The sequence below is a fragment of the Nocardioides kribbensis genome (assembly GCF_015070375.1).
Classification (GTDB): Bacteria; Actinomycetota; Actinomycetes; order Propionibacteriales; family Nocardioidaceae; genus Nocardioides; species Nocardioides kribbensis.
In genome coordinates, this window is record NZ_JADCLL010000001.1 from 68,465 (window position 1) to 86,009 (window position 17,545).

Here is a 17,545-nt window from a genome sequence, read left to right on the forward strand (position 1 = left end):
GTGGACGCGGGGAGTCGCGGTCAGCCGACCTGCATCTCGCCCAGCTCGGACCAGTCGGTCCCGGGGGCCTCGAGGCTCACGATCTTCGGGGTGGAGACGAGGTAGGGCGGCAGGTCCTGCTGGGCCTGCTTGAAGTGGTCGGAGGAGACGTGGGCGCCACCGGCGTCACCGTCGCGGAAGGCCTCCACCAGCACGTACTCGTGGGCGTCGTCGAGGCTGCGCGACCAGTCGAACCACAGGCAGCCCTCCTCGGCGCGGGTGGCCTCGGTGAAGGGCCGAGAGATCTCGGGCCAGTCCTCGGCGTGCTCGGGCTTGATCTGGAACTTCGCGGTGATGAAGATCATCGGCTCTCCTCGGTGCTGGTCTGGTGCTGGTCTCGTGCGGGTCTGGTGCAGGCCCGGTGTCGGCGTCCTGCCGGTCGGGGTCCGCGCGGTGCGGCGCGTGCGCTCAGCGCGGGCGCTTGGCCCGGCGCTCCTGCACGGTCGTCTGCACCTTGGCGGCGGCCGCCTTGATGCGTGCCTGGTTCTCGGGCTTGCGCGCCTCGTCGTAGATCAGCTTCGCGACGCCGAGCTTGCCCATCTTCTTCATCATGCCCATGCCGGGGAGGGTACCGAGGGGCCGAAGCGGGCACCGCCTAGGTTGGCCGGTGTGGGATCACAGGCGCCGTCGGGCGAGCCGGCCGGAGTGGCCGAGGCGACCGAGCCGGCCGAAGTGGTGGCCACCGAGCGCGCGCGGGGCTTCGTCGTGCGCGTCGGCGGCCGGGACCAGTCCCACGTCGACCTCGACGACCCCACGCGCCTGGAGTTCGGCTACGTGCGCCGCATGGGCGATGTCGTCGACGCCCACGGCGGGCCCGGGGCGCCGCTGCGCGTCGTGCACGTCGGCGGGGCCGGGCTGACCCTGCCGCGCTACGTCGCCCACACCCGGCCCCGGTCGAGCCAGGTGGTGCTCGAGCCCGACACCGCGCTCACCGCGCTGGTGCGCGAGCGGCTCCCGCTGCCGCGGCGCAGCGGCATCAGGGTGCGCCCCGTCGACGGCCGCACCGGCCTGGCGGAGCTCCGCGAGGGCTCCTTCGACCTCGTCGTCCTCGACGCGTACGCCGCCGGCCGGGTGCCCGCCGACCTCGTCACGCCGGCCGCCTTCGCCCTGGTCGCCCGCGCCCTGGCGCCGGACGGCCTGGCCCTGCTCAACCTCAGCGACCGCACGCCCTTCGCCCACACCCGCGACGTGCTGGCGGGCCTGCGGGTGCACCTGCCGCACCTCACGCTGAGCGCCGAGCCGCCGACCCTGAAGGGCCGCCGCGCCGGCAACCTCGTGGTGGTGGCGGGCCGGGCCGCGGAGCACCTCGCCGGAGGAGACCGGGCGCTGGCGCGCGGGGCGGTGAGTGCGGCCACGCCGTACGTCGTGCTCGACGCGGTGGGGGTGGCCAGCGGCTTCGGGGGAGGCACGCCCCTGCCCGAGCCGCCGGCGCCCGGCGGTCGTCCGGAGGGGTGAGCGGACCGGGCGCCCGGGCGACCTAGCGTGGCGCCATGAGCGAGCAGAGCAGCACCCCCGCCCCCGTCGCGAGCGACGTCCCCGCCCCGTCGCCGGGCTCCGCGCCCCGCGTGGCCGTGCTCGGCACCGGCGTCATGGGCGCGGGCATGGCGCGCAACATCGCGGCCGCGGGGCTGGCGACCACGGTCTGGAACCGCACCCGCGAGCGGGCCGAGCCGCTGGCCGACGTCGCCACGGTGGCGTCGTCGGCCGCCGAGGCCGTCGACGGGGCCGACGTCGTCGTGACCATGCTCTACGACCTCGACAGCGTGGAGTCGGTGGTGCGCGAGGTCGCGCCGGCGATGGGCGACGACGCCGTCTGGGTCCAGCAGAGCACGGTCGGAGTCGAGGGCTCCGACCGGCTCGTCGCCCTCGCCGAGGAGCTCGGCCTCACCCTCGTCGACGCCCCCGTGCTCGGCACCCGCGGCCCGGCCGAGGCGGGCGCCCTGGTGGTGCTGGCCTCCGGGCCCGACGACGCCCGTGACCGGATCGCCCCGGTGCTCGACGCCGTGGGCAGCCGCACGATGTGGCTCGGCGCCGCCGGCGCGGGCTCCCGGCTGAAGATGGCGGCCAACGCCTGGGTGCTCACCGTGCTCGAGGGGGTGGCGGAGTCGCTGCGCCTGACCCGCGAGCTCGGCCTCGACCCGGCACTCTTCCTGGAGGCCGTCGAGGGAGGGGCGCTCGACGCGCCCTACGTGCAGCTCAAGGGCGGCGCCATGCTCGCCGGCGACGACGAGCCGTCCTTCGCCCTCAGCGGCGCGCTGAAGGACGCCGACCTCATCCTCGCCGCCGCACGCGGCGCCGGGCTGGACCTCACCCTGGTGCCGGGCGCGCGCGAGCACCTCGCCCGGGCCGCGGAGGCCGGGCTCGGCGACCGCGACATGTCGGCGTCCTACCGCGTCGACTGACCCGACGCGCCCGACCCGACCCGACCCGAGCCGACGCGCCCGGGCCGGCCCGGCCGGGTCAGGCGGTGCGCATGAACCCCACGGGGTCGTAGGACAGCCCCGGGAAGACGCGGGCCACCGAGGCGTCGGCGAACCGGCTCGCGACCACCTCGCCGAGCACCTGGCGGTAGTCGGTGGTGACCAGCAGGTCGGCGTCGAGGGTCGTGTCGAGGCCGGGCCAGCGGCCGTAGTAGCGCCCGCCCCTGACCCCCGCGCCGGCGACGAGCATGACGTTGCCGTAGCCGTGGTCGAGGCCCTGGTTGCTGTTCTCCACGACCCGGCGGCCGAACTCGCTGAGCACGACCATCGTCACCTTGTCGCCCGTGGGGCCGAGGTCGTCGAAGAAGGCGGCGACGGACCCGGCGAGGTCGGCGGCGTTGCGGCGCATGTCGCCCCACTCCAGGGTGCCGAGGTTGGTGTGCATGTCCCAGTCGCCCTGGTCGACGGTGACGACCTCGACCCCGACGTCGCCGCGCACGACCCGCGCCACGTCGGCGAGGGCGCGACCGAGGTCGGTGGAGGGGTAGCGCCCGCGGCGGTCGACGGCGCGTTGGACCGGCGCGAAGCCCTGCACGGAGTCGAAGGTCGCGCGCACCCCGCGCCCCAGCGGGCTGGTGTCGCCGCCCCACAGCGTGCGCAGCGAACGAGGACGCCCGCCGGTGGTGTCGTACTGGTCGGCGCCGGGGATCTCGACCGAGTCGACGTCCTTGACCGCGAAGACGGGCGCGCCGCCGTAGAGGGAGGTCGGCACGACCCCGAGCCCGACGTGGAGGCCCTCGAGCGGGGAGGCGTCGGCGTCACCGCCGATGAGCCGGTTGAGCCAGCCCACGCGGGCGGTCGAGCCGGGGGCGGCGTCCTCGAGCTCCTCCATGGCCGAGAAGTGCGAGCGGTTGGCCACCGGCAGCCCCGTCGCCTGGATCGCGGCCAGGCGCCCCGAGGTCCACAGCGGCAGCAGCGGCGAGAGCTGGGGGTGCAGCCCGAACATCGCGTCCTTGGCCAGCAGGCTCTCGGAGGGCACGGCGATGCGCGGGCGGGCCCGGTAGTAGGCCGGGTCGCCGTGGGGCACCACCAGGGACAGCCCGTCGGCGGCGCCGCGCAGCGACACCACCACCAGCACCGAGGAGGCGCTCGCGGCCCGTGCGGGCGAGGCGGTCACCACGGCCGAGCCGATCGCGGTGGTGGCACCGGCGAGCGCGAGACCCCGGAACAGGCCGCGGCGGCTCAGGCCGAGGTACTCGGCGCAGCAGGGGGTGCCGGCCGGTGCGACGGCGCGGGGCCCGGCGGGAAGGGGGGAGGTCGTCATGGGGTCACCGTCACCTGGTCATGTGCAGCGGGGAGTCGAGGAAGGTGGTGAGCAGGCGCTGGAAGGCCCACTTCACCAGGCGGTGCTCGCGGGTGATCCGCTCGCCCGGGCGGACGTCGCAGGCCTCGCAGCAGGCCTGCAGCAGCTCGGCGGTGGAGTGCACGCCGAGCAGCTCCTGGGCGAGGTGGTCGACCAGCAGGTCGAAGCGGATCGAGGCCTTCGGCAGCCACTGCCGAGGCGTGCGGTAGCGCATGCCGTCGCGGGGCCACCAGCCCCCGCTCATCGCGTAGTGCAGGCCGAAGGAGGCCACGACCCGCGAGGAGGAGGACCACGAGTCGTTGTCGAGCGGCGCCCCGTCGGGTCGGGGCCAGGACATGGGCGTGCTGCCGAGATCGGAGCACTGCCAGAGCACGGCGTTGGCGCCCCACGAGTCACCGGCGCGACCCTGCGGCGGCTCGCTCACCTTCACCCGCAGGGCGCGGTAGGTCGCCACGACGTCCTCACCGGGGTCCCTCACCTTGGCCCCGGCGGAGCCGGCGAAGGCCTCGGAGGCGACGAGGGCGCGCAGCACGGGCACGATGGCGGTGTCGGAGGCGAGGTAGACCCGGGCCAGCTCGTCGACCAGCGCCTGCGGCGGGTCGTCGCTGACGAACTTCACCGCCAGCTTGCGGGCGATCCTGGCCGCGGTCGCCGGGTGGTGGGCGAGGTGGGTGAGGTAGGCACGGGTGACGGCCCGGCCGTCGCGGTCGGCGTTGGGGTGGCTGAAGTCCATGACGCTGACGGGCCCGACGGCGTGGTGGCGCGGCTCGTAGGAGGCGGCCCAGGTGCGCCACATGTCCACCCACCAGCCGGTGAGGATGCGCGCGGAGGCCTTGACGTCGTCCTCGTCGTACTGGCCGCGCCCGACGGTGTGGAGCTCGAGGAGCTCGCGGCCGAGGTTCTCGTTGGGGTGCTCGGCGGTCGAGATGGCGCCGTCGAGGTAGAGCAGCATCGCGGGGTGCACCACGGCGTCCTGCAGCAGCTCGTCGAAGCGACCCAGGGCGTGCCGCCGGACGGTGTCGCCGTAGTCGGCGCGCCAGGTGAAGACGGCGTCGCCGTTGACCGGCACGTTGAGGTGGTTCTCCCAGAACTCCGTCATCACCTCGTGCACCTGACGGCCGGTGTGCATGCGGCGCAGCAGCAGCCAGCGCTGGTAGTCGTCCATCACCTCCCAGCCGCCCTCGACCTCGCCGACGTGGCGCTGCCACAGCTCCGAGGGCGTGCGTCCCAGCCCGGGCCACCACGAGGCGAAGGCTCCGGCACCGTCGGTGACCGAGCCGGCGTCGAGCTGCTGCTCGAACCACGCCCGCCCGCCTCCGGCCCTGCGCACCTGCCGCGCGAGCGCGGGGGTCAGGCCGTAACTGAAGCGCGTGACCAGGTGTCGGTCGCGGGCCCCGAGGAGGGGGGTGTCGCCGGCGAAGCGCGCCGGGCGGTACGCCGGGGCCGCCTCGGCGCGTCCGGGCGTGGCGAGCACGGTGGCGCCGAGCCCTGCGGCGCCGGCCGCGGTGGCGCCGGCGCGCAGCACGCTGCGTCGCGAGGTGGCAGCGGTCGTGGTGGCTGTCGTGGTGGCCGTCGTGGTGGCCGTCGTGGTGGACGGTGCGGTGCGGGGGGACGCGTCGGGCACGGGGGTACTCCAGGTCCGAGGGGGGAGGGGCCGAGCCGGCCGACCGGGGAGTCGGGCCGTGGTGCGGGGGGACCAGCCTCATCGGCAGGGGGGCCGCGGGGCCTGAGGGGTCGGCCGCGGTCGGACGCACAGATACCCGACCTGGGGTACGCCCCTCTCCCCGCACGTGACAGCGCCGCCCGGTCGAGCCCCATGGCGCCGGGCGGCGCTCGCCCAGGCTAGTGCGGGCCGCCCGGCCCGGGCCGCCCCCGCGTGGGCCGACCGGCCTGGTCACATCGGGCTAGACCGCTGCGCCGATCGGGGCCGGCCGGACCCGCCTCCCGGCGGAGTCGGTCGCGGGGCGTCGCGGTCGGGGGGCGGCGCGCGACGGCTATGGTGAGGCCGCCGGCTCACGTGCACCGAGCCGGTCTCCGGGCCCCGCCCGGGTGCCCGTCCGTCACGGAGAAGAGCAGGCCGCAGTGTCCGACGCCCCGACGCCCGACCACGGCGTGTGGACGGTCCCCAACCTGCTGAGCGCCGTGCGCCTGGCAGGGGTGCCGGTGTTCCTGTGGCTGGTGCTCGGCCCCGAGGCCGACGGCTGGGCCCTCGCCCTGCTCATGGTCTCCGGCGTGACCGACTGGCTCGACGGGTGGCTCGCCCGCCGCCTGGGCCAGACCTCGGTGCTGGGGCAGGTGCTCGACCCCGTGGCCGACCGGCTCTACATCCTCGCCGTCGTGGTCGGGCTGGCCCTGCGCGACGTCATCCCGTGGTGGATGGCGGTCTCGCTGCCGCTGCGCGACGCGCTCATGTGGGGCCTGGTGCCGCTGCTGCGCACCCGGGGCTACAGCGCGCTGCCCGTGCACTTCCTGGGCAAGGCCGCCACGTTCAACCTGCTCTACGCCTTCCCGCTGCTGCTGCTCGGCGACGGGGACGGCACCGTGGCGACGCTGGCCGAGGTCTTCGGCTGGGCCTTCGCGGTCTGGGGCATCGGTCTCTACTGGTGGGCCGGCGTCCTCTACGCCTGGCAGGTCCGGCGGCTGCTCGCCACCACGGAGCCGCGTCCGCGTCGTCGGCCGCGACCGGCTCGAGCCCCCGGTCCGCGGAGCACGGGCACGGCCGGGGCAGCCACGACCGGGGCCTCCTCCGGGACGACGCCCGGGACGACGCCCGGGACCACTGCCGAGTCGGACCGGGTGAGCGGTGGCTAGCCGGGAGCGTCCCCCGGCCCCGACGACCCCGGAGGAGCCGCGGCGCCCCGAGCAGCTCCCGGCCCGGGTCACGATGCCGTTGCTGACGCTCATCACCCAGCAGTCGCTCGACGAGGACTACCTCCACGTCGCGGAGCGTCGCGCCGAGCAGCGTCGCGCCGCCTCGCTCGGCGCGGAGCCCGAGACTCCGCCGACGCGCCGGGGCGGAGGCCACCGCACGGCGGCGGTGGTGGTCGCGGTCTTCGGGATCATGGTGGCCACCGCGGCCCTGCAGACCTCGCGCAACGCCGACGTCGACCAGGCCGGCCGCAGCACGCTCATCGACCAGGTGCTCACGGCGCGGGCCGGCATCGCCGACCAGCAGGAGCGCATCAGCCGCCTCGGCGACCGGATCGCGGCCGCCGAGGCGACCACGGCCGCGCTGCGCGCCGACCGGGTCACGGAGGAGGCGCGCGAGCGCCGTCTGGCCGCTCGCACCGGCTACGGAGCGGTCGAGGGCGAGGGCGTCCGCATCACGGTGTCCGACCCCGCGACCGGCGGGGTGCTGGTGGAGGACCGCGACCTGCGCCTGCTGGTCAACGGCCTGTGGCAGGCGGGCGCCGAGGCGGTGTCGATCAACGGCAACCGGCTGACCGTGCTGTCGTCGATCCTGCTGTCGGGCACGACGGTGGCCATCGAGGGACGTGACCTGCGCCCGCCTTACGTCGTCTCCGCCATCGGTGACAGCCGCACGCTGCAGGCCGATCTGGCCGAGACCGCGTCGGGCGCGCTCTTCGCGCAGGTGGCCGCCCAGTACGGCTTCGGCGTCGAGAGGCAGAATGTCTCCTCGATGACCCTCCCGGCCGCGCGTCCCCGCCCCCTGCGCAGCGTCGAGGAGCTCGTCGTGACCCCGCCCGGCCCACCCAGGGGAGAGGAGAACGTGTCGTGATCGCAGCGCTCGGACTGCTGGTCGGCATCGTGCTCGGCCTCGCCTTCCAGCCCGACGTGCCCCTGTCGCTGGAGCCCTACCTGCCCATCGCGGTGGTCGCCGCGCTCGACGCCGTCTTCGGGGGCCTGCGGGCCTACCTCGACGGGATCTTCGACGACAAGGTCTTCGTGGTCTCCTTCGTCTCCAACGTCGTCATCGCCGCCGCGATCGTCTACCTCGGCGACAAGCTCGGGGTCGGGGGACAGCTGTCCACGGGTGTGATCGTGGTCCTCGGCATCCGGATCTTCTCCAACGTCGCGGCGATCCGCCGCCACCTCTTCCATGCCTGAGCCCACGCCGCAGGCCCCGGGGCAGCCGCGGGCCCCGCGACCGCCGGAGGAGCCGCAGGCGCCCCCGACCGCGCAGCGGCCCGCGCGACAGCGGCCGGCCGAGCCGGGCCGCGACCGTCTCGTGCGCGCGCTGCTCAAGCCCACGCGCGGCCAGGCCGTCGTGGCGGTGCTGCTGGCCCTCGTGGGCTTCGCCGGCGTGACCCAGGTGCGCAGCAACGAGGTCGACGACTCGTTCGCGGGCTACCGGGAGCAGGACCTCATCGACGTGCTCAGCGGCCTCGCGGGCGCCTCGCAACGGGCGCAGTCGGAGATCACCCGGCTCGAGCGGACCCGCGACGACCTCGCCTCCGACACCTCCGCGGAGGCCGCGGCGCTGGCGCAGGCGCGCAGCGAGGCCGACACCCTGAGCATCCTGGCCGGCACCGTCCCCGTGACCGGGCCGGGCGTGCGGATCACCCTCAGCGAGGTCACCGGGACGGTCGGTGCGCAGGCCCTGGTCGCGATGGTCCAGGACCTCCGCACGGCCGACGCCGAGGCGATGCAGCTCAACGGACGGGTCCGGCTGGTCGCGCAGAGCTCGTTCGCCGACGCGACCGGGGGCATCGTGGTCGACGGGGAGCTCCTGGAGGCGCCCTACGTGCTCGACGTCATCGGCGCGCCGGCCACGCTGTCGGGCGCCGTCGACTTCTTCTCCGGCCCCCGGCTCCAGCTCGAGGAGTCGGGGATCGAGGTCGAGGTCACCGAGCTGACCTCCCTCGACATCGAGAGCGTCGCCGAGAGCACCCAGCCTGAGTACGCCGCCCCCGCGGACGGGCAGTAGCCTTCCGTGACCCCGACCGGAGGAGAGACCGTGTACCCCGACGACCTGCTGTACACCGCCGAGCACGAGTGGCTGCGCCAGCCCGGTGAGCACGACGGCTCCGTCCGCATCGGCATCACCCACTTCGCCCAGGACGCCCTCGGCGACATCGTCTACGTCTCGCTGCCCGAGGTGGGCGACACCCTGGAGGCCGGCACGACGTGCGGCGAGCTGGAGTCGACGAAGTCGGTCAGCGACATCTACGCGCCGGTGACCGGCGAGGTGGTCGCGCGCAACGAGCAGCTCGACGCGACCCCCGAGCTGGTCAACAACGACCCCTACTCCGGTGGCTGGCTCTTCGAGGTCGTGCCCAGCGACCCCGCCCAGCTCGACGCCCTCATGGACGCCACCGCCTACACCGGCACCCTCGAGGGCTGAGCGGCCCCCACCGGGCACGTGGAGCGGGAGCGGCCGGGCTCGGCCTGCTGGTAGGTTCGGGCCGACACTCACCCTCAGGCCAGCCTTGAGGGTTCGGGTGTCCGTCCGACCCCGCGCCCCACCCGCTCGACCACAGCCCAGCAGCTGGAGGAGAAGAGATGCCTTTCTGCACAGCCTGCGGTCGGCAGAACCCCGACGACGCACGGTTCTGCTCCCAGTGCGGCACGCGTCTGGTGACGCCGGCCGACGTGCCCGCCCCGGCCTCCGCCGAGCCGCTCGGGGAGTCCACCGCGACGATCCAGATCGGTCTGGGCGACGCCAAGGTCGAGACCTCCGACCGGCAGCTCAACCCCGTCGACGCCGCCGCCGTCGACGCCCTGCCGACCGGTCACGCCCTGCTCGTGGTCCAGCGCGGCCCGGGCTCGGGCAGCCGCTTCCTGCTCGACAGCGACGTCGTCTACGCCGGGCGCCACCCCGAGAGCGAGATCTTCCTCGACGACGTGACGGTGTCGCGCAAGCACGCGGAGTTCAACCGCGAGGGCGCGTCCTTCACCGTGAGCGACGTCGGCAGCCTCAACGGCACCTACGTCAACCGCGACCGCATCGACCACGTGCTGCTCAAGGACGGCGACGAGGTGCAGATCGGCAAGTACCGCCTGGTGTTCTTCTCCGGTCACGAGGGCAGCTGACGCGTGGCCTCCACCGGCAGCCCGGCACCCAGCGGGGGGCACCGGGCGCGGATGAACATCGGGGAGGTCCTCGAGCGGCTGCGCGCCGACTTCCCGAGCGTCACGATCCCCAAGATCCGATTCCTCGAGGACAAGGGGCTCATCAAGCCCGAGCGCACGCCCGCGGGCTACCGGAAGTTCTCCCACGACGACGTCGAGCGACTGCGCTACGTGCTGCGGATGCAGCGCGACCACTACCTCCCGCTGAAGGTGATCGGCGAGCACCTCGACGCGATCGACCGCGGCCTGGAGCCGCCGCCGATCGACACCGTGGTGCCGACGGTGCCCACGGTCGCGCTGGCCCCCGACGGCCTGCCCAGCCCCGAGTCCTTCCGCCGCCAGGACAACCTGCGGCTGTCGCGGCGCGAGCTGCTGAAGGTCGCCGAGATCTCCGAGGAGCTGCTGGGCCAGCTCGAGCAGTTCGGGCTGATCGTGGCGCGCACGGGCACGGGCCTCTACGACACCGACGCCCTCGTGCTCGCCCGCACGGCGCGCGAGCTGGCCGACTTCGGCTTCGAGCCGCGGCACCTGCGCGCCTTCAAGACCGCCGCGGACCGCGAGGTGGGCCTGGTCGAGCAGGTCGTCGCGCCGCTGCAGCGCGGTCGCGACGCCGCGGCCTCGGCCCGGGCCGAGCACGCCGCCAGCGAGATCGCCGCGCTCTCGGTGCGCCTGCACGCCACCCTGGTCAAGGCCGGCCTGTCGCGCTGACCGGGCCGTCGGCGGCGCCCACCACCCCGGAGTAGGGTGAGGACGTGCGCGAAGTCGATGTCATGGGAGTCCGGGTCGAGATGCCCTCGAACCAGCCGATCGTGCTGCTGCGCGAGATCACGGGGGAGCGGTACCTCCCCATCTGGATCGGGGCGGTCGAGGCCACGGCCATCGCCTTCGCCCAGCAGGGGGTCGTGCCGCCCCGACCGCTGACCCACGACCTGCTCAAGGACGTGCTGGAGGCCACCGGCGACGAGCTGACCGAGGTGCGCATCACCGACGTCAAGGACGGCGTCTTCTTCGCCACCCTGGTGCTCGGCAGCGGCGCGGAGGTCAGTGCCCGGCCCTCCGACTCCATCGCGCTGGCCCTGCGCACCGGCACCCGCATCGTCTGCGCCGAGGAGGTCCTCGACGAGGCGGGCCTGGCCGTGCCGGCCGAGCAGGAGGACGAGGTGGAGAAGTTCCGCGAGTTCCTCGACCACGTCACCCCCGAGGACTTCGAGGCGGGCCAGGAGCCGACGTAGGACCGGCCAGACCCTCACCCTCAAGCAGAGGATGAGGGTTGAGGACACGCGGGCCCGAGGTCTTTGACGGGCCCACGCGGCGGGCCTACCTTGAACTGTCTCTGTTGTAACTCCACCGGTGTCGTTGCTCCGCAGCTCACCACCTTCCCCGGTGTTACGCGCTAACGGAGTAGACCCACGGAGGACCGTGTGAACGAGCACGACACGAGCAAGGGCGTCGACGCCCAGGCGGCAATGGCCGCCGAGGTGGCCGTCGAGGCCGCCGAGGAGCAGGGCCTGCTCTTCACCGACGACGTCTCGCCCCTGCCCAGCGACACCGGCTACCGCGGCCCCACGGCCTGCAACGCCGCCGGCATCACCTACCGCCAGCTCGACTACTGGGCCCGCACCGGCCTGGTCGAGCCCACCGTGCGCGGCGCGAAGGGCTCGGGCTCCCAGCGGCTCTACTCCTTCCGCGACATCCTGATCCTCAAGGTCATCAAGCGGCTGCTCGACGCCGGCATCTCGCTGCAGCAGATCCGCACCGCGGTGCAGCACCTGCGCGAGCGCGGCACCGACGACCTGACGCGCGTCACGCTGATGAGCGACGGCGCCTCGGTCTACGAGTGCACGAGCAACGACGAGGTCATCGACCTGCTCCAGGGCGGCCAGGGCGTCTTCGGCATCGCCATCGGCGGTGTGTGGCGCGAGATCGAGGGCACGCTCGCCGAGCTGCCCAGCGAGCGCACCGGCGACGACGCCGCGGAGGCCCCGTCGGCCTCCGACGAGCTCGCCGCGCGCCGCGCCGCGCGCAAGATCGGCTGACGCGGACCCGACGTACGACGGCCCGTCGCCCCACCCGGGGCGGCGGGCCGATGTCGTGCTCGGGCGGGGGCCGGGGCTAGAGTGGCGACGCTGACTATCCCGCGCGGGAGAGTCTCCGGGTCGCTGGCCGGCCCGGGGCGCCGAAGGGGCAATTCCTCCCCGGAACCTCTCAGGCACCCGGACCGCGCGGTCGAGGCAACTCTGGAGGCGCGACGACGCCCCGACAGAGGGGGAGGCACCCGGACGACCACGCCCCGAGGAGCCGCCACGTGTCAGACCACCCCACCCTCGCCGAGCTCGACGCGGCCCTGCCGTTCGTCGACCGTCACATCGGCCTGAGCCCCGCCGACGTCACCACGATGCTCGAGCGGCTCGGCTTCGACTCGCTCGGCGCCCTCATGGACGCCGCCGTGCCGGGGGGCATCCGCACCCCGGAGTCGCTCGACCTGCCGACCGCGGTGAGTGAGGACGTCGCCGCGCGCGAGCTGCGCGAGCTGGCCGGTGCCAACCGCCCGGGGGAGTCGATGATCGGCCTGGGCTACCACGCCACGCTGACCCCGGCCGTCATCCGGCGCAACGTGCTGGAGGACCCCAGCTGGTACACCGCCTACACGCCCTACCAGCCCGAGATCTCCCAGGGCCGCCTCGAGGCGCTGCTCAACTTCCAGACCGTCATCGGCGACCTGACCGGCCTGCCCACCGCCAACGCCAGCCTCCTCGACGAGGGCACCGCGGCGGCCGAGGCGATGACCCTGGTGCGCCGGGGCAACCGCAAGGCCTCGGGGCCGTTCGTGGTCGACGCCGACGCGCTGCCGCAGACCGTCGACGTGGTGCGCACCCGCGCCGAGGCGATGGGCATCGAGGTGGTCGTCGCCGACCTCGACCACGGCCTGCCCGGTGGCGAGGAGCCGGTCTCCGGCGTCCTGGTGCAGTACCCCGGCGCGTCGGGGCGCGTGCGCGACCCGCGCCCGCTCGTCGAGGCCGTGCACGCCCGTGGCGGCCTGGCCGTCGTCGCCGCCGACCTGCTGGCGCTCACCGTGCTGGAGTCGCCGGGCTCGATGGGCGCCGACGTGGTCGTCGGGTCCTCCCAGCGCTTCGGTGTGCCGCTGTTCTACGGCGGCCCCCACGCCGGCTACATGTCGGTGGCACCCGGACTCGAGCGCCACCTGCCCGGTCGCCTCGTCGGGGTGTCGGTCGACGCGGAGGGCCGCCCGGCCTACCGCCTGGCGCTGCAGACCCGTGAGCAGCACATCCGTCGCGACAAGGCCACCTCCAACATCTGCACCGCCCAGGTGCTGCTGGCCGTGGTGGCCTCGATGTACGCCGTCTACCACGGCCCCGACGGCCTGCGGGCGATCGCGACCCGCACCCACCGCTACGCCGCGGTCCTCGCCCGCGCGCTGGCCGAGGGCGGCGTCGACGTGCTCACCGCCGACTTCTTCGACACCCTCACCGTGGCGGCGCCCGGCCGCGCCGCCCAGGTGGTGCACGCCGCCCGCGAGCTCGGCCTGCAGCTGCGCCTGGTCGACGAGGACACCGTGGGCGTGTCGACCTCCGAGTGCACCACCCGCGCCACGATCGACCGCGTGCTCGACGCCTTCGGCGTCAGCGCCGACCTCGACGCGCTCGACGCCACCACGGGCGACGCCCTGCCCGAGGCGCTGCGCCGCACGAGCGACTACCTCACCCACGAGGTGTTCCGCACCCACCGCAGCGAGACCCAGATGCTGCGCTACCTGCGCCGGCTCTCCGCGCGCGACTACGCGCTCGACCGCGGCATGATCCCGCTCGGCTCGTGCACCATGAAGCTGAACGCGACCACCGAGATGGAGCCGGTCTCGCTGCCCGGCTTCGCCGACCTGCACCCGTTCGCGCCCGCCGAGGACGCCGAGGGCTACCGCCGCATGGTCGAGCAGCTCGAGGGCTGGCTGGCCGAGGTCACCGGCTACGACCGCGTCTCCATCCAGCCCAACGCCGGCTCGCAGGGCGAGCTGGCCGGGCTGCTGGCCATCCGCGGCTACCACCGCGCCCGCGCCGCCGAGGGCGCGCCGGTGCGCGACGTGTGCCTGATCCCGAGCTCGGCCCACGGCACCAACGCCGCCTCCGCGGTGATGGCCGGCATGAAGGTGGTCGTGGTCAAGGCCGCCGACGACGGCGGTGTCGACCTCGACGACCTGCGCGCGGCCTGCGCGGAGCACGCCGAGGACCTCGCGGCGATCATGGTCACCTACCCCTCGACCCACGGCGCCTACGAGGACACCATCGGCGAGCTCTGCGAGATCGTGCACGCCCACGGCGGACAGGTCTACGTCGACGGCGCCAACCTCAACGCGCTCCTGGGCTACGCCAAGCCGGGCGAGTTCGGCGGCGACGTCTCGCACCTCAACCTGCACAAGACCTTCTGCATCCCCCACGGCGGCGGCGGGCCCGGCGTCGGTCCGGTGGGCGTGCGCGCGCACCTCGCGCCGTACCTGCCCTCCCACGCGATGCACCCCGAGGCGGCCAAGCGCGAGGGGATCGGACCCATCAGCGCCGCGCCGTACGGCTCGGCGGGGATCCTGCCGATCTCGTGGGCCTACGTGCGGATGATGGGTCCCGAGGGCCTGACCCGGGCCACCGCCTCGGCGGTGCTGTCGGCCAACTACGTCGCCGCGCGGCTCGGCGAGCACTTCCCGGTGCTCTACCGCGGTCACGGCGACCTGGTCGCCCACGAGTGCATCCTCGACGTGCGCGGGCTCACCAAGGACACCGGCGTCACCGTCGACGACGTGGCCAAGCGGCTGGTCGACTATGGCTTCCACGCCCCGACCATGTCGTTCCCGGTCGCCGGCACCCTCATGGTCGAGCCCACCGAGTCCGAGGACCTCGCCGAGATCGACCGCTTCTGCGACGCGATGATCGCCATCCGCGGCGAGATCGACCGCGTCGCCGCGGGGGAGTGGACGCCCGAGGAGTCGCCGCTGCGCGGGGCGCCCCACACCGCCCGGGTGCTGGGTGGGGAGTGGGACCGTCCCTACTCCCGCGAGCTGGCGGTCTTCCCGGCCGGGGCGCACACCGCCGCCGACAAGTACTGGCCGCCGGTGGGCCGGATCGACCAGGCCTACGGCGACCGCAACCTGCAGTGCTCCTGCCCGCCGCTGGAGGCCTTCGCCGAGTGAGCCCCGCCCGCGCGTGCGGGCCGTGAGGACGCTCCGAGGACGGCACGAGGCCCGGACCCCCGCGGGGGTCCGGGCCTCGTGCCGTGGACCAGTGGTTCGGCTCAGCGGGTGGCGCTCCACAGCCGCTGCGCACGCTGGGGGACCATCTCGCCGTCGGGGCCGGTGGGCCCGCTCGCTGTCGTGCGCTGCTCGATGCCGCGCACCAGGCCCTGGTCGACGAGGAGGAACTGGCGCGGCGAGAGCGCGACGTAGTGCAGTCGCGTCGCGCGGGTGCGCACGACGCCCGACTCACCGGCCCCGAGGCGCAGCCGGCCCTCGGGACGCGCTCGGCGGGGGTCGCCGTAGAGGACCACGACGCGCAGGTCGTTGGGGTTGGTGAAGCGCACCCGTCCCGGACGGTCCAGCTTCTCGACCACCAGGCGCTCAGGGTCCTGCACGGTGAGGGTGACCGTGGCCGGGGCGCTGAGCCTCTCGCTGTTGCAGGCCTGGTAGGTCAGCGTGACGTCGACGGGGCGGCCGTCGAACCCGCCGTAGACGGAGACGACCAGGCGGCCGTCGACGACGGAGGTGTCGACGTCGAGCCCGTTCAGCGCGCCCACCGCCTCGCTGGCGCGACACACCGCCAAGCTCTCGCCCTGCGGGTCGACGTCGTTGCGCAGCACCGGGACCGACACGGTCTGACCGAAGTACACCGATGCCGTGTCGTCGGCTGCGAGGGGAGCCGCGACGTCGCGGGCCTGGGCGGGCGCGACCGCCGGGCCGAGGAGGGTGGCGCCGAGCAGGCCGGCGAGGGTGGAGACGACGGCCGCGCGACGGCGGCCCTGGGTGGTCCTCATGGTTCCTTTCCCGGCCGCTCCCGATGAGCGGCCGCTGGAACTGTAGGCCCTGGAGCACCCACGCGTGCGGTAGACCTGGCACATGGCCCACCACGAGATCGAGCGCACCTACAGCCCTCCGCCGCAGGCCCCGGTGCCCGACCTGACCGAGCTGCCCGGGGTGGCGCAGGTGGGGCCGCCCGTCGTCACCGACCTCGAGGCCGCCTACGTCGACACCCCCGACCTGCGCCTGGTGCGGGCGGGCATCTCGCTGCGCCGGCGCACGGGCGGGACCGACGCGGGCTGGCACCTCAAGCTGCCGGTGGGCGAGGGCCGCGACGAGCTGCGGCGCCCCCTCACGACGGGCACGACGCCGCCGCAGCAGCTGCGGGCGCTCGTGGCGGCGCGCGTGGGCGAGGAGCCGCTCGTGGTCGTGGCCACCGTGCTGACCCGGCGTACGACCCAGGAGCTGCTCGACGCCGACGGTGCGGTGCTGGCCGAGCTGGTCGACGACGAGGTCACGGGATCGCCCGGCCCGGGCCTGGCCGGCGAGACGTCACCCGGGGCGGTGACGGTGTGGCGGGAGTGGGAGCTGGAGCTGGTCACGGCCGGCACCGACCTCCTCGAGGCGGCCGACGAGCACCTCGCCGAGCTGGGCGTCGAGGTCGCGGCGGTGTCGCGCAAGATCGAGGTGGTGCTCGGCGAGGCCCTCGCCCGTGCCGCCACGGCGCCGGGACGCCCCGGCCGGGGGAAGCCCGCCGGACGGCTGGTCGAGCTCCGCCTGCAGCAGCAGGTCGAGGAGCTGCTGCGCCGCGAGACCGAGATCCGCCGTGGCGGCGCCCGGGGCGTGCACCAGGCGCGGGTGGCGTGCCGCCGGATCCGGTCGGCGCTCGCGACCTACCGCCCGCTGCTGGACCGCGAGGTCACCGAGCCGGTGCGCGCGGAGCTGCGGTGGCTGGCCGGCGAGCTCGGCGGCGCGCGCGACGCGGAGGTGGTCCACGACCTGCTGCGCCAGCGGGTGGTCGACCTGCCGGCCGAGCAGGTCGTCGGCCCGGTGCGCAGCCGGCTGCGCTCCACCTACGGGGCCAGCCGCCGCGCCGACGTCGTCGCGGTGCTCGACTCGCCGCGCTGCCGGGCGCTGTGGCCGGTGCTGCAGGAGCTGGCGGCGCGCCCGCCCCTGGCCGAGGGGGCCGAGCTGCCCGCCCGGAAGGTCGCGGTGCCGCGGGTCGACCGCGACGTCGCCCGGGTGGAGAAGGCGGTCGAGCGCGTCGTGGACGGTCTCGACCGGCTGGCGCGGTCCGACGACGACCCCGCGGGCGTCGAGGTGCGCCGCGAGGTGGAGGAGGCCTGGCACGACGCCCGCAAGGCCGCGAAGCGACTGCGCTACGCCGCCGAGGTGCTCGAGCCGGCGTGGGGCAAGCGGGCCAGGCGACTGACGAGGACCGCCAAGGCGATCACGCAGCGGCTCGGCGAGCGTCAGGACACCGAGATCACCCGGCGGCACCTGCTCGACCTCGCACGCGCCGCCACGGCGGCGGGGGAGAGCGCGTTCACCTACGGCGTGCTGCACGCCCGCGAGCAGGCGCGGGCCGAGGAGCTCGAGACGGCCTTCCTCGACGCCTGGCCGCGCACGCGCTCACGGCTGCGCAAGCAGGCGCGCGCGCTGGCCTGAGCGCGAGCG

At 74.7% G+C, this 17,545-nt stretch carries 17 protein-coding genes, 1 pseudogene and 1 riboswitch; of the genes and pseudogenes, 13 read left to right on the plus strand and 5 right to left on the minus strand.

Features of this window, described 5'->3' with window-relative positions; genetic code table 11:
• Positions 1-20 precede the first annotated feature (20 nt).
• Together IR170_RS00325 and IR170_RS00330 are read right to left on the minus strand one after the other, a co-directional pair.
• Complete coding sequence (locus IR170_RS00325; protein WP_056864489.1) at positions 21-344, minus strand: putative quinol monooxygenase; 324 nt, start codon at positions 342-344, stop codon at positions 21-23.
• Positions 345-447: 103 nt separating this feature from the next.
• Positions 448-597, minus strand: coding sequence for a hypothetical protein (locus tag IR170_RS00330; RefSeq protein WP_165699044.1), 150 nt, complete (start codon positions 595-597; stop codon positions 448-450).
• Positions 598-648: 51 nt separating this feature from the next.
• On the opposite strand from IR170_RS00330, the gene IR170_RS00335 reads away from it, so the two are divergent.
• Together IR170_RS00335 and IR170_RS00340 are read left to right on the plus strand one after the other, a co-directional pair.
• On the plus strand, positions 649-1,494 hold the full coding sequence (locus IR170_RS00335; protein WP_319804831.1) for a spermidine synthase: 846 nt from the start codon (positions 649-651) through the stop codon (positions 1,492-1,494).
• 35 nt (positions 1,495-1,529) lie between these two features.
• The gene (locus IR170_RS00340) at positions 1,530-2,441 is read left to right on the plus strand and encodes an NAD(P)-dependent oxidoreductase (RefSeq protein WP_193660793.1); all 912 of its coding nucleotides are present in this window, start codon (positions 1,530-1,532) and stop codon (positions 2,439-2,441) included.
• A 58-nt stretch (positions 2,442-2,499) separates the two neighbouring features.
• On the opposite strand, the gene IR170_RS00345 is transcribed toward IR170_RS00340, so the two are convergent.
• Positions 2,500-3,783 carry a DUF1501 domain-containing protein gene (locus IR170_RS00345; protein ID WP_193660794.1) on the minus strand — a complete coding sequence of 428 codons (1,284 nt, stop codon included), beginning with the start codon at positions 3,781-3,783 and terminating at the stop codon, positions 2,500-2,502.
• Positions 3,784-3,793: 10 nt separating this feature from the next.
• Positions 3,794-5,446 carry a DUF1800 domain-containing protein gene (locus IR170_RS00350; RefSeq protein WP_193660795.1) on the minus strand — a complete coding sequence of 551 codons (1,653 nt, stop codon included), beginning with the start codon at positions 5,444-5,446 and terminating at the stop codon, positions 3,794-3,796.
• 458 nt (positions 5,447-5,904) lie between these two features.
• On the opposite strand from IR170_RS00350, the pseudogene IR170_RS00355 reads away from it, so the two are divergent.
• The 10 genes and pseudogenes from IR170_RS00355 to gcvP all read left to right on the plus strand — a co-directional run.
• Positions 5,905-6,474: pseudogene (locus IR170_RS00355) on the plus strand (CDP-alcohol phosphatidyltransferase family protein); the annotation flags it as partial.
• 151 nt (positions 6,475-6,625) lie between these two features.
• Positions 6,626-7,561 (plus strand): DUF881 domain-containing protein, encoded by a 936-nt coding sequence (locus tag IR170_RS00360; protein ID WP_193660797.1) that lies wholly within the window; start codon positions 6,626-6,628, stop codon positions 7,559-7,561.
• Positions 7,558-7,890, plus strand: a complete 333-nt coding sequence (locus IR170_RS00365) for a small basic family protein (RefSeq protein ID WP_056864484.1) — start codon at positions 7,558-7,560, stop codon at positions 7,888-7,890. Before IR170_RS00360 ends, IR170_RS00365 begins: the two co-directional genes overlap by 4 nt.
• A complete protein-coding gene (locus IR170_RS00370) occupies positions 7,883-8,710 on the plus strand; it encodes a DUF881 domain-containing protein (RefSeq protein WP_193660798.1) in 828 nt (275 codons plus the stop codon). The genes IR170_RS00365 and IR170_RS00370 overlap by 8 nt, the downstream gene beginning before the upstream one ends.
• 30 nt (positions 8,711-8,740) lie before the next feature.
• Positions 8,741-9,127, plus strand: a complete 387-nt coding sequence (gene gcvH / locus IR170_RS00375) for a glycine cleavage system protein GcvH (RefSeq protein ID WP_056864483.1) — start codon at positions 8,741-8,743, stop codon at positions 9,125-9,127.
• Between the two features lie 158 nt (positions 9,128-9,285).
• Complete coding sequence (locus IR170_RS00380) at positions 9,286-9,816, plus strand: FHA domain-containing protein (RefSeq protein ID WP_056864482.1); 531 nt, start codon at positions 9,286-9,288, stop codon at positions 9,814-9,816.
• A 51-nt stretch (positions 9,817-9,867) separates the two neighbouring features.
• Positions 9,868-10,563 (plus strand): transcriptional regulator FtsR, encoded by a 696-nt coding sequence (gene ftsR / locus IR170_RS00385; RefSeq protein WP_056864701.1) that lies wholly within the window; start codon positions 9,868-9,870, stop codon positions 10,561-10,563.
• Positions 10,564-10,607: 44 nt separating this feature from the next.
• Entirely contained in the window at positions 10,608-11,087 is a 480-nt protein-coding gene (locus IR170_RS00390) for a bifunctional nuclease family protein (protein WP_056864481.1), read from the plus strand.
• 234 nt (positions 11,088-11,321) lie between these two features.
• Entirely contained in the window at positions 11,322-11,891 is a 570-nt protein-coding gene (locus IR170_RS00395) for a MerR family transcriptional regulator (RefSeq protein ID WP_156697923.1), read from the plus strand.
• 94 nt (positions 11,892-11,985) lie between these two features.
• A riboswitch (glycine riboswitch) is annotated at positions 11,986-12,086 on the plus strand.
• Positions 12,087-12,160: 74 nt separating this feature from the next.
• Positions 12,161-15,049 (plus strand): aminomethyl-transferring glycine dehydrogenase, encoded by a 2,889-nt coding sequence (gene gcvP / locus IR170_RS00400; RefSeq protein WP_193660799.1) that lies wholly within the window; start codon positions 12,161-12,163, stop codon positions 15,047-15,049.
• Between the two features lie 101 nt (positions 15,050-15,150).
• On the opposite strand, the gene IR170_RS00405 is transcribed toward gcvP, so the two are convergent.
• Positions 15,151-15,885, minus strand: coding sequence for an Ig-like domain-containing protein (locus IR170_RS00405; protein ID WP_193660800.1), 735 nt, complete (start codon positions 15,883-15,885; stop codon positions 15,151-15,153).
• A gap of 82 nt (positions 15,886-15,967) precedes the next feature.
• On the opposite strand from IR170_RS00405, the gene IR170_RS00410 reads away from it, so the two are divergent.
• Positions 15,968-17,536: a CYTH and CHAD domain-containing protein gene (locus IR170_RS00410; RefSeq protein WP_193660801.1), complete on the plus strand. Its 1,569-nt coding sequence runs from the start codon at positions 15,968-15,970 to the stop codon at positions 17,534-17,536.
• The last annotated feature ends 9 nt before the right edge of the window (positions 17,537-17,545 follow it).